The following is an 11774-nucleotide window of genomic DNA, read 5'->3' as shown; positions in this document are numbered from 1 at the left end:
GGTTTTTGCATCTCGGCGACGCTGCGAACGGCGGGGCGGTTTCGCCTCCGCAAAAACCGTGCCGGTTCCGGCCGGGTGTAGACCCGGCGCCGAGGTTGGTTGCGGCGGCGGTTGTCAAAGGTCGCCGGGTTTGCGGTAGACGGCCAGGGCCAGCCAGGCCCGGCGGCGCCAACCGGCGCGGCGGAACAGCCGCTCGTCGAGACGGCCCAGCAGTTTTGTCAACCCGGGGCGGGGCAGGCGGCCGGGCGGCCGCGCGGCGAGCACGGGCAGGGCCGCCGTCAGGTACCAGCAGGAGAGCTCGACCAATTCCAGCCGGTACGGTCGGGCCAGCTCGGCCGGACTCGGGTAGTCGACCAATCCTCGGCGCCGGGCGAGTAAGCTCCGGTAGAGGCGCAGCAGGGGGTGGGCGTCGAGGGGTTCGAGGAAGACGGCCCGTCCTCCGGGAGCCAGGACGCGCTCCAGCTCGGCGAAGGCCCGACGGCGGTCGAGGTGCAGGAGGACGGAGTTACCGACGACGCGGTCGAAGGTCGCGGCGGCGAAGGGCAGTCGTTCGGCGTCGCCGACGACGAGGACGGCCGCGGGGGCGACGGCGGAGGTCGATTCGAGGCGGGCCGCGGTCAGTTCGAGGCCGACGCTTCGGGCGCCGCGTCCGGTGAGGTAGGCCAGTTCACCGCCGGCGGCGCAACCGAGTTCGAGCACCCGGCGACCGTCCAGGGGTTCGAGGGCCTTCCGCCAGCGGCGGCGCAGTTCGGTCAAGGCATGGGGGCGCCCGGCGGCTTCGCCGAGGGCCAGCCCGCCCAGGCGGGCGGCTCCGGGGGCCCGGGCGAAGAAGCGTCGCCGTCGGTCGAGATCGGCGCGGCGGCTCATCGCGGGCTCCGGCGGTAGTGGGCCAGGGCGATCCAGGCGTGGCGTCGCGCCCAGGCGCTGCGGCGGAACAGCCAGGCATCGAAACGGGAGAGCAGGCGGGCCAGCCCGTGCCAGAAGCGACCGTCGAGGCCCAGGGCGGCGGGAGGCAGCAGCAGGACGGAGCAGAGCCCGACGGGTAGGAGATGGTAGCCGCCGCCGAGGTGATCGGCGTCCAGCTCGTTCCAGTCTAGGTAGCTTACCACCTCGCCACGGCGCATGGCCAGACGGCGGTAGAGGCGCAGCAGGGGATGGCGATTCAGGGGCTCGATCAGCAGCAGGCGGCCGCCGTCGACGAGAACGCGCCGGGTCTCGGCCAGGGCACGCCGCCGGTCCAGGTGGGCCAGGACGGCCTCGCCGAAGACGATCCCGAAGGTCGCCGCGGGAAAGGGCAGCCGGTGGCAGTCGGCGCAGGCCACGACGTAGTCGCCCCGTGCCCGTTGAGGTACGCGCCGGAGCCGCTCGAAGGCGAAGTCGACGCCCACGGCCCGGGCGCCGCGCTCGGCGAGGCGCAGCAGGTCGTCACCGTAACCGCAGCCCAGCTCGAGCAGGCGTACCGTGGCCAGCCCGCCCAGCAGCTCGTCGCGCAGCCGGCGTACGGGCTCGAGAACCGCCGAGCGCAAACCGCGGCCGGGGCCGTGAGCCAGGGCTGTGCGTCCGCCCTCGGGCGGCTCGCTGCGATCGTAGAAGCTGCGGGCGGCCCGGCTGTCGGGGGTGGGCGAGAATTCAGTCATCGCCGAGCTCCCCGTGGGCGCTGTCGGCGGTCTGCCAGGTGGCCGGACTGCCGACGGCCAGCGAGCGCCAGATGCCGGCCAGCGCAGCGGTGTTGACCATGACGAAATGGCCGGGCAGGGCGAGCAACCGTCCGGGCAGGCTTCGCGGTCGCCGGCCACGGGCCATCGCCCACCAGGCGGCCAGACCCCAGAGCAATCCACCGCCGAGGACCGCGGCGACGACGCTCATGGCGAGGTTACCGGCCAGAGCCGTCGGCAGGGCCAGGCCGAGGGCGGCCAGGTAGAAGACGGGCACCAGCCAGCGCAGCAGCTTGTGGAACAGCAGCTTGAAGCCGATCGAGGGGCGCCGCCAGCAACCGCCGAGGTAGAAGTAGCCGCCGAAGTCGTGGCTGATCATCCGCACCTTGCGGCGAAACTCCTCATCGGCGGACGCGGCGGTACGCTCGACGGCCACGGCGTCGGGGACCCAGACCACGCGGCGGCCGGTCAGGGCGATCCCCAGGGGTACCAGGGAGTCGTCGGCCCGATGGGCGGGGACGTCGGGGATCAGCTCCCGGCGGGCGGCGTAGATGGTCCCGGCGCCCATCAACATTGAACCGGAGCGGCTCTCGGCGGACTTGATGAAATCCTCGTAGCGCCAGTAGAGGCCTTCGCCGTGGGCCGTTCCCGAGTCCCGGGTCCCGGCCAGCCGCAGGCGCCCGCAGGCGCAGCCGACCTCGGGGTCGGCGAAGGCGGCGGCCAGGCGGCGCAGGGCCTGGGGCTCGTAGCGGGAATTGGCGTCGGAGAAGCAGATGATCCCGGCCGTGGTTTCGGCGATACCCCGCTTGAGGGCGTTGACCTTGCCCTCCCGGGGTTCCTGGCGGATCAGGCGGATCCGCCGGTCCCCGCTCTGGGCGGCGCAGCGCCGGACGATCTCGTCGGTGCCGTCCGTCGAGCCGTCGCTGATGACGATCACCTCGATGCGTTCCGCCGGGTAGTCCAGCTCCCGGCAGTTAGCCAGCTTGTCGGCGATGACGGCGGCCTCGTTGTGGGCCGGGATCAACAGGGCCAGGGTGGGCGGGTCGGCGCTGCGCGTCGGCGGGCGGTAGTCGCGCAGCAGGCCGATGAGGGCGATCAGCAGGGGATAGCCCAGGTAGACGAAGACGATCAGTCCGACGAGGCTCCAGACGGCGGTTTCCATCGGCTCACCAATCACCAGCGCAGTCCGTCGACGGGGGCCCGGGGCGGTTCCTCACCCGGCTCGAGGATCGTCCCCCGTTCCAGCAGCAACCGGTACAGTTCCAGATAATCCGCGGCCAGGCGGCGGTGGTTGAAATGCTCCTCGACGCGGCGGCGGCAGGCGCGGGGGGCGATCTCGTCCAGGCGGCCGACGGCGGCCACCATCTCCTCGACGGAATCGCAGCGGAAGCCGACCTCTTCGGTGACCAGCTCGGGCATGGCGCCGTTGTTGGTGGTGATCACCGGGGTGCCGGCGGCCAGGGCCTCGGTGACGACGTTGCCGAAGGGCTCGGGCCAGAGGGTGGGAAAGATCAGGGCCCGGGCGCCGGCCAACAGCTCACGCTTGCGCTCGTCGCCCACCATGCCCACGAAGCGGACGTTGCGCCGCAGCGTCGGCCGCCAACCCCCGGCGACGATCAGGGGCAACCCGGTGCGGCGGGCCACCTCGAGGGCCCAGTGGACGCCCTTGACCTTCCAGCGCACCTTGGATAAAAACAGCAGGTAGCCCGCGGGAGCAGGGCGGAACTCGTAGTCCGTCGGGTCCAGGCCGTTGTAGACGAAGCGGCGGGCGTAATGGCGGCGGGCGTGGGAGCGGGAGAGGAAGACGGTGTCGGGGTGGAAGCGGCGGCCGTCGGAGTAGTTACCGCCGATGGTTACCAACACGGGGCGCGGGAACTCGAGCTCGGGATTGGAACGCAGGTGGACAACTTCGGCGTCGGCGGGCAGCTTGCGCACCAGGTCGCGCTGATTGCTGACCCAGATACACTCGGCGAAATCGGCCCGGGAACCCGGAAAGCTCATCAGGTAGACGTGGTGGCCCAGCTCGGCCAAGCCGCGGCCCAGCCACATCACCACGCGCTGGGAGCCGCCGTACTTGCTGACCGGCATCACCGAATGGTAGTAGAGCACGATCCGCAACCGCTACTCCCCTTCGCTAGCGTCCGCCTCTTCCTCGACCAGGTCCAACTCCAGCACCAGCGGCCGCTTGCGGGCCAGCCGGTTGTACATCCGGACGACGACCAGGCCCAGACCCGCCGTGATCAGCGACAACAACGGCGGACCGATGATCGTGCCCAGGAGCATCTCCAGGAACTGGTGCAGCGAATAACCGTGGACGGCGGTGTCGAAAAGGTAGAAAACAAAAACCACCAGCAGCAGAACGGCCCAAACCACCCAGCCGATGAAGAAAGCCAGGCGGAAATACCCCCCGGGACCCACCTTGTTGAGACGATAGCGCACACTGACCCCTTTCGATCAACCAAGCAGTCGGACAGCGACCCGGGACGGCCGCCGGCGAGAATACCGGCGCCTGCGCGCCGCTGCCGCCGGAACCGGCACGGTTTTTGCGGAAGCGACGCTTGCCGGACGATCAAGCGTCGCTGACGGTGCAAAAACCGTGCCGGTTCCGGCGGCGCTTAATCGACGTATGTAAAAAATCGGGCCCGTGTCCAGGGGAGTCACTCCGGCGGCCGGTGCTGGTGGACGTTCAGCCGCCGAGTTTGCCTGAGTCGGCTTAACTGGGTTTTACGAATCCTCGCCCCGGGAGGCCAGGATGGCTCGGGCCAGGGCCAGAGCGCCTTCTTCGAGCCGACGCCGCGCCATGGTGAAGGCGGCCTCGACGGCCTCCCGCTGGGCGACGAAAGCGCTGAGTTCGTCGGCCTCCAACCGCACCGCGGCGGTATCCGCTCCGGGTCCGGGGACCCGATCGGCCCAGCGGTGGAGAAAAGCGTCGAGGTCCTCCCAGGCCGCGATGAGGCTCGCCGCCGCCGCGCCTTTGACCTCGGCCACCGCAGAGGCGGCCGGCGGCGTCTCCACCGCCGTCAGCCGCCGGGACAGACCGCGGGCCTCGGTGAGTAATTCGCGGCCGCGGGCGGGCTCCAGGGGCAGCCGGGGACCGTAACCTTCACCGAGGGCCAGGGCGGCTCCGCGAAAGGTATCCAGCAGTTCCTGCATCCGCTCCTCGATAGGCTCCAACTCGCGCTTATAGCGCGCCAGCTGCTGGTAGTCGCTCTCGGCGCAGCCGAGCAACAGCAGCACCAGCAAACCCAGCAGGATCGGCGCGATGGGACTCCTGTTCATTGCAGCTCGATCCCTTCGTCGAGCAGCACCGAATTCAGCTGGCGCTGAGCCTGAGAATACTGCTTCTCCAGGCGCTCGGCCTCTTCGATGACCTTGTCGCAATAGGTATCGAGCTTGAGCTCGTGCATGCCGGGAATGGCATCCTCGTTGGCCGGATCGTAGTCGAAATTGTCCAGGAAAATGACGTAGCCCTGGATGAGTTCAGCGAAACCCTGGAGCACGGCCCGCTTTTCCTTCTCGAACAACCGCAGGGCCTCGAGGTCGAATTCGGCACCCTCGCTGCTCTCCAGCAGCCGGCGCCGCCGCTCCTGGTAGTCTCCGGCGTCGATGATCAAATCGTCGGCCAGATCGGGAATGACGGCGGGGTCTTTGGTGCGCAGGGCCTTGACGACGTCGGCGAAACCCTCGATCAAGGGTATCACGGCCGCGTTGTCCTCGGCCATTTCGACCTGGTAGGCGTCGTAGACCGCCTGCCAGTCGTCCTCCTCGCCGCAACCGACGAGACAGACGCTCAGCATGATCATCGTGATCAGAACGGTGTGCTTCATGGCCGGAACCTCCTGGATTGGCAGGGGTGCGAAGAACTCGCGCCCGGAAATATCTTAACAGACCGGCGATGATGCCGACAACTGCGGCGAGCGTCGGCCTGACCGTCGGCGGCGGAGCCGTTGCCGCGCCGCCCGCCGCAGCTTGACGACGGCCTTTTCTTCCGCCGCCGAATGGGTTATCGTGGTGGCGGGGGCGGTGTGGGCTAGACGAGCAGCGTTCGGGACCGGCGGACCGCTGAGCCGCAGCCGCCGTTCCCGGCCCGTGAACACTGCGGCGTCATCGTCGTTGCGCAACGATCGACACCGACCCCGCCGTCTGAGGCGCTTGACAAGACGGACCGCTTAGGGTATAAATGATATGCGCATATGGAGAATTATCCTCAAACAGAAAGGACACTCGATGCGTAAGATAGCTATTGTGTTATTGTTGCTCCCTCTGGCCGTTTTCGCCAGCCAGCGCTTCGTCATTCTCGAGGGCTTCACCAACTCCCAATGCGGCTACTGTCCCCCGGCCAACGCCGCCTGGGAGGCCGCCGACGACACCTATCACGACGACATGGGTCTGATCATCTGGCACATGAGCTGGCCGGGCTACGATCCGCTCTACCACTACAACACCACGGACAACGACCAGCGCAAGAACTTCTACGGTGTCAGCGGAGTGCCGGCGACCTTCTGCGACGGCACCTCCATCTCCTACGGACAGACTTCGAGTTACGTCAGCTCGCGTATCGGCGTTCCCAGCCCGATGGAGATCACCCTCGACGGCAATATCACCGGTGACCAGGGCTACCTGGACGCCCGCTTCGAGTGGACCGATACCGTCGAGGACAGTATCTACCGGGCCTACTTCATCATCTGCGAAAGCAACCTCAGCGCCAGCGGCCGCCAGTACGACTACAGCATGCGCGTCGTCGAGCCCGATTATCCGGGCTGGCTGGTCCCCGGCAACACCGGCGTCCACTACCACCGCCAGTATTTCGACGTCGATTCCGCCTGGAAGCTCGATGATCTGGTGGGCTACGTCGTGGTGCAGGATTTCTTCAACAAGACGGTCATCCAGGGCGCCCGCGTCGACGTGGATGATTGGCAGACCGCCGTTACGCCCACCAGTTGGGGGATGATCAAGGCGCTGGACTAGCCTGTCGACCACTAACGATCCCGTTCTTAGGGTTAGAGAAACGAGGGGCCGAGCGGCCCCTCGTTTGCTATTGGTTCACTCTTCGCCGCCGGCTGTCGGCAGTCCCGGGCTAGTCATCAACCTCCTGGACCTCCTGAGCGTCCCCCTCGGCCTCTTCCTCGACCACCATGTCGCGGGGGCTGCGGCTCTCGAAGACCCGATCGAACTGGACCTCGTTGAGGGCCACCTTGGTGGGCTTGAAAGGACTGGAGAGGTTGTAATAGATCCGGGCGGCGTTGATCTCCCGAGCCTTCTTGGCGGCCTCGATGACCAACTTGTAGCGATCGCGGTCGCTGGAGTCCTCGAGCATCCGGTCCAGGGACAGCGCGTAGTAGTCAGTGAGCCCCTCGATCCGCGGCGTCAGCCGCCGGTACTCGGGTTCCACTTCGCGCAGTTCTTCTTCCTCGACGGCGGCCATCATTCACTCTCCTCGTCGTCGGCGTCCTCGGAAGCGGAGATATCGATCTCCTCGTCGCGCATGTGCTCGAGCATGTACTCGGCGTCATCGGCGAACTCGCCGTCGGGCCAGTTCTCCAGATAGATCCGGAAGGCTCCCTCGGCCTCGTCGTAGTTCTTGAGCTTGTCCGAGTAGAGGAAACCGATCATGAACTGGGCCTTGGGGGCCTCGTCGGACTCGGGGTAGTACTCGATGATGTCCCGGTAAAGACTGATCGCCGTGGGCGGCGGCGCCACCTCGGCCTTATCGTACAGCTCGGCGGCGGATTCCCGGGGCGGACGCTCGCGGAAAAGCGTCTCCTCGTAGACCGTGACATCGTAGCGTTCCAGCAGCTCGTCGAAGAAATTCTGCTGCAGTTCCTGCCGGGCCTCATTGACGGCGGCGCCGCGCACCGTGCTGACGACCTCCTCGAAGCTCTTGAGCCGGGGCTCACGATGGCCCTCGCGGATGATGACGGCCCAACCTTCGGTGGTCTGGATCGGCTCGGAGTACTCGCCGTCCTCCAGCTCGGTGAAGGCGGTACGCAGCACCTCGCGGGAGTCGCGACCCAAAATGCTCACCGGGGTGGTCTCCTTGACGAAACCGAGCCGGCCCTCATCCTCCTTGGTTTTCTCGTCGTCGGAGTATTCCTCGACGACGGCGGCGGGGGCCATCCCGCTCTCCAGGGCGGCGTAGGCGGCATCGATATCGTCTTCCTCAATGCAGAAAACCAGCCGGGCGTCGACCTGGGGCTCGGTCATGTACTCGTCGCGGTGCTCCTCGTAATACTCGCGGGCCCGCTCCTCGTCGACCAGCATGTAGTCGGCGACCTTCTGTTTGATGCGTTCGAATTCCATCAACTGAGCCGGGATCTTTTCCTCGATCAGCACCAGGTGCCAGCCCATATCGCTCTGGATGGGCTCGGAAACCTCGCCGACGGGCATGTCGAAGATGACTTCCTGCAGCTCGGGAACGCGCCCGAGCTGGGGGATGGTGGATCGTTCGCTGACCAGGCCGATCATCCCGCCCAGTCGACGGGTCTTGGCGTCGATGGAGATATCCTTGGCCAGATCGGCAAAGGAGGCCTCGCCCTCGACGAGCACCCGCCGGGCCTCGCGAGCCTGGGCCTCGTTCTCGAGCAGGATATGACGCATCCGCACCTGGGCTTCAGTCAAAAAGTAGTCGGGATTCTCCTCGTAGTACTCGCGCAGCTCCTCGTCGGAGTAGCCGTGGAACGAGCCTACGTTGCGCTGGTAGTAGTAGGAGGCCAGGGTGCGGATCCGGGCGTCCTCCAGGGCCTGGCGGATCTCCTCATCCTCGGGGTAGTCCTCCTCCAGGGCGGCCAGATAGAGGGTCCGCTCCTGGATCAATTGATCGAGGAAGGAGCGCCGGGCCTCGTTCTCCTCCATCATCGACTGGTACTGCATCGGGAGCTGATCGACCTTCTCCCAGAACTCCTCCAGCGTCATCGGGTTATCGTCGATGACGACTACGGGTTCCTCGGCGGCCTCGCTCTGCGCGAACGACGCCGTAACACTGATCAGGATGCCGAGTACGATAAGACGCCGATCAATCTTCATCGGTTCAGTTCACCTCCGCGTCCGCCGGGGATGCTTGGTCTGCCCCCGGGGGGGTGGTTGCGGTTTCGTAGAATTCGCCGGTCTCGATCCAGCGATCGATGAGTTCCTGGTTCTTATCGATGCCCACCTCGCCTTCGAGTTCGGCGAGGAAGCTCTCTTCACGTTCCATCAACCTTTCCTGCAACAGCATCTCCCTGACCCGGGAGCGGACCTCGTCGTAGCTGCTCTGCTCGGCGGGGAAACGTTCCTCGACCCGGACGATCAGCCAACCCCGGTCCAGTTCGACGGGGCCGGCCGTCCCGCCGGGCTCCAGGGAGAAAACGGTCTCGGTGAAGGTGTCCAGATCGGGGGACTGCTGGAAACCGCTGAGCTGGGAGCCTTTGTAGAACCGCTCCACCAGTCCGCCGCGGGGTCCGTAGACGGGATCGATACTCTCGGCGGCGGCCAGCTCGGCGAAGTCGGCGCCGGCGGCCAACTCGGCGGACAGCTCCTCGGCCCGCTCCCGTTCAGCGACGATCATGAAACGCAGTTCAGCCGCCTCGGGGCGGTCGAAGCGCTCCCGGTTCTCCTCGTAGTAGTGCCGGGCGTCCTCTTCGGAGACCAGCAGGGATTCGATGACCTGCTGTCGCGCCTCCTCCAGCAGCAGCGGCTCGCCGGAGCGCAGCTCGAGGACCTTGACCAGGTGATAACCGTCCTCCAGCTCCAGGGGGCCGATCAACGCGCCGGCCTCGGCGGCGAAAACGGCTTCGACCAGCCGCGGCGGGGCGCCCGAGGCTTCCGAGCTCAGCACCAGTTGCTGGGTCGTGCGGGGATCGATGCCGAAGGACTCGGCCACCTCGCCGAAGCTCTCGCCGGCCTCGAGCCGCTCGAAGGCCCGGGCGGCGTCGGCGGCGCTCTCGAGCTGCAGGTGGCGGATGTGGGCCTGGGCCGGGCGCTGGAACTCTTCCTGGTGGGTGTTGTAGTAGCCCTCGATCTCATCCGCGGTGAAGCCCATGTCGGCGAAGGCCGTCTGCAGGTAGTAGCCGATGACGATGTTGCGCACGGCCTGCTCGATGCGGTCCTCGACCTCGGGCAACTCGTCGATGCCCTCGCCGAGGGCGGCCTGGTAGATCAACTCGTCGCTGATCGCCCGTTCGATGAGCTGGCGGCGTCCCTCGGCGGAGGACGCCATCCGCTGTCCCTGCTGACCGAGTGAACCGATGGTCGCGCTGACGTCGTCAACGGTGACGACGGCGTCGCCCACCTCGGCGACGCTTTCTCCGCCGTCGTTGGCGCAGCCCGCCGTCAACAGGGTCAGGGCCGTCAGGAGCAGGAACGTGCAGTGGGTTTTTCTCATCGCTGGAAACACCTCTGTAACGGGTGATGGCCGGCTCAATCGTCGGCGGTTTGGGCCGGGGTGCTTTCCCCGGCTCCGTCGGCGTCGGCACCGTTTTCTTTCTTTGCGGCCCGCTCGTAGTCGGCGGGACGATTGTCGGTGATGTAGAAACCGGAGCCTTTGAAGATCAAACCGCTGCCCGCCAGGGGCAGGCGCTTGACGGTCCCCGGGGTCTCACAGGCGGGGCAGGTTTCCGGATCGGGCGCACTGATGGCCAGGAAACGCTCGAACACCTCGCCGCAGGCTTGACAGCGAAAACGGTAGGTCGGCATGAGTTGTCGGGTTGCGATCGGGTGGTCGTCGGTCGAGGGGCTGAAAGCAGCGGGGAGCGTTCGCCCCGCGGCGGCTCCCTTCGAGTTGCGAAGTATACGCGACGCTCCGCGGAGTGTCAAACCGCCGGCTCCAAACCGCCAGGCTCCAAACCGCCAGGCTCCAAAGAGGGTCCCGGGGGACCCTCCCGCAACCGTGACGACGGGCGGTCGGCGGCCGGGATCTCCCCGCCGCGCGCCCGGAGTCGAATGCTCGACCTGCAAACCCGCCCATCAAGGTCGAATCCTCCGGGAGTCGAGATGATGGGGGCAAATGGAAGAAGGTGGAAGGCCCAATCCCGCCCGGAGTCGAGGTCGGCATAGACCTTTGTCAGTGACCCGTCCCAAGAAGGCCCACCTTCGCCCGGAGTCGAGGGCCGGTTACCAGGCGTAGCTCAGACTGAAACGGTTTTTCATGCCGAAGAGCTCGCCCTCGGGCACCTGGGCGAAATCGAACTGGAAGCCGGCGTAGCGCAGGCTGACGCCGAAGCTGGTGCCCTCGAGGTTGGCGGCCTCCTCGTAGTAATAGCCGACGCGCAGACCGACGATGCCGGCGTACCAGTATTCGGCGCCGACGCCGAGGATGCCCTCGCCGATCTCGGTGGCGAAGTCGTCCTCCATCTCGACCAGGTACTTGGTGTAATCGAAGGCGAAGCGCAGCTCGTTGAGCTTGATGACCTTGGAGGGATCGTCGGGGTCGACCTTCTCGGGGAAGGGCACCTCGTAGGCCAGCCCGAGCTTGAGCATCCGCGGCAGGGGGCTGGGCTCGGCCTCGGGATCGTCCTCCTCGTCGTCGCTGCTGCCGCCCTGGTAATCCAGGTCCATGCCGAGGTTCATCACCGCGGCGCCCACCGACAGCTTGGGCAGCGGTGTGCGCCAGAGGATACCGGCGTCGACGGCCACGGCCCCGGCGGTGGCGTCGTCGGCCAGGTGCTCGTAGACGTACTTGACCGAACCGCCCAGGCCCAACACCTCGGGGATCAGGGGATAGCCGTAGCTGGCGCCGATGGAGAAGGAGTAGATGCTCATATAGCCCAGCGGCTGGGGGTCGTCCTTGGTGATCGGCACCTCGCCGGTGTCATGGTAAATGGCCGAGAGGCCGAAGGTGCCCAGGTCGGGAAAGTTATAGGCTCCGCCCAGATACTCGTAGTACATGTCGTACTCGTCGATCGAGCGGTCGGAATGCATCATCCCGACCTGGCGGCCGGTGAACAGGCCCAGTCCGCCGGGGTTGAAGTAGGTGGCGTAGACGTCGTCGGCCACGCCGGTGAAGGCCCGGCCCATCCCGCCGGCCCGGGCGCCGGGGTCCATCACCAGCCAGGGGGCGGCGATGGTGACGGCGTCGGCCGCGGCCGCCGCGGGTAACAACACCAGGGCCATCAAGACAATAACTGTAGCGCGCATAGCTCATCG

General features: G+C 66.8%; 13 protein-coding genes. 1 reads left to right on the top strand and 12 read right to left on the bottom strand.

The features are described from left to right. Positions 1-114: 114 nt before the first annotated feature. From GF399_11690 to GF399_11660, 7 genes are all read right to left on the bottom strand, one after another. Entirely contained in the window at positions 115-867 is a 753-nt protein-coding gene (locus GF399_11690; GenBank protein MBD3400974.1) for a methyltransferase domain-containing protein, read from the bottom strand. Continuing rightward, positions 864-1637 (bottom strand): methyltransferase domain-containing protein, encoded by a 774-nt coding sequence (locus tag GF399_11685; GenBank protein ID MBD3400973.1) that lies wholly within the window; start codon positions 1635-1637, stop codon positions 864-866. The genes GF399_11690 and GF399_11685 overlap by 4 nt, the downstream gene beginning before the upstream one ends. Next, positions 1630-2817, bottom strand: a complete 1188-nt coding sequence (locus GF399_11680; GenBank protein MBD3400972.1) for a glycosyltransferase — start codon at positions 2815-2817, stop codon at positions 1630-1632. The genes GF399_11685 and GF399_11680 overlap by 8 nt, the downstream gene beginning before the upstream one ends. A gap of 11 nt (positions 2818-2828) precedes the next feature. Then, a complete protein-coding gene (locus GF399_11675; GenBank protein MBD3400971.1) occupies positions 2829-3773 on the bottom strand; it encodes a glycosyltransferase in 945 nt (314 codons plus the stop codon). A gap of 3 nt (positions 3774-3776) precedes the next feature. After that, entirely contained in the window at positions 3777-4094 is a 318-nt protein-coding gene (locus GF399_11670; protein MBD3400970.1) for a hypothetical protein, read from the bottom strand. 285 nt (positions 4095-4379) lie between these two features. Next, complete coding sequence (locus GF399_11665; protein MBD3400969.1) at positions 4380-4934, bottom strand: hypothetical protein; 555 nt, start codon at positions 4932-4934, stop codon at positions 4380-4382. Next, a complete protein-coding gene (locus tag GF399_11660) occupies positions 4931-5482 on the bottom strand; it encodes a hypothetical protein (GenBank protein MBD3400968.1) in 552 nt (183 codons plus the stop codon). The genes GF399_11665 and GF399_11660 overlap by 4 nt, the downstream gene beginning before the upstream one ends. A gap of 400 nt (positions 5483-5882) precedes the next feature. Between GF399_11660 and GF399_11655 the strand changes: the two genes are divergently transcribed. Continuing rightward, positions 5883-6623, top strand: a complete 741-nt coding sequence (locus GF399_11655) for a hypothetical protein (GenBank protein MBD3400967.1) — start codon at positions 5883-5885, stop codon at positions 6621-6623. 109 nt (positions 6624-6732) lie between these two features. Here GF399_11655 and GF399_11650 read toward each other — a convergent pair whose 3' ends face one another. The 5 genes from GF399_11650 to GF399_11630 all read right to left on the bottom strand — a co-directional run bounded on the left by GF399_11650 (position 6733) and on the right by GF399_11630 (position 11765). Continuing rightward, positions 6733-7083 carry a hypothetical protein gene (locus GF399_11650; protein ID MBD3400966.1) on the bottom strand — a complete coding sequence of 117 codons (351 nt, stop codon included), beginning with the start codon at positions 7081-7083 and terminating at the stop codon, positions 6733-6735. Next, positions 7080-8678 (bottom strand): hypothetical protein, encoded by a 1599-nt coding sequence (locus tag GF399_11645; protein ID MBD3400965.1) that lies wholly within the window; start codon positions 8676-8678, stop codon positions 7080-7082. Before GF399_11645 ends, GF399_11650 begins: the two co-directional genes overlap by 4 nt. A 4-nt stretch (positions 8679-8682) precedes the next feature. Beyond that, complete coding sequence (locus tag GF399_11640; GenBank protein ID MBD3400964.1) at positions 8683-10014, bottom strand: hypothetical protein; 1332 nt, start codon at positions 10012-10014, stop codon at positions 8683-8685. Between the two features lie 35 nt (positions 10015-10049). Beyond that, on the bottom strand, positions 10050-10325 hold the full coding sequence (locus GF399_11635; protein ID MBD3400963.1) for a zinc ribbon domain-containing protein: 276 nt from the start codon (positions 10323-10325) through the stop codon (positions 10050-10052). A gap of 417 nt (positions 10326-10742) precedes the next feature. Next, on the bottom strand, positions 10743-11765 hold the full coding sequence (locus tag GF399_11630; GenBank protein ID MBD3400962.1) for a PorV/PorQ family protein: 1023 nt from the start codon (positions 11763-11765) through the stop codon (positions 10743-10745). Positions 11766-11774: the final 9 nt, after the last annotated feature.

The organism is Candidatus Coatesbacteria bacterium, from assembly GCA_014728225.1.
Lineage (GTDB): Bacteria > RBG-13-66-14 > RBG-13-66-14 > RBG-13-66-14 > RBG-13-66-14 > WJLX01.
Note: the sequence above shows the minus strand (reverse complement) of the source record. Positions and strands in the feature narration are given on the sequence as shown.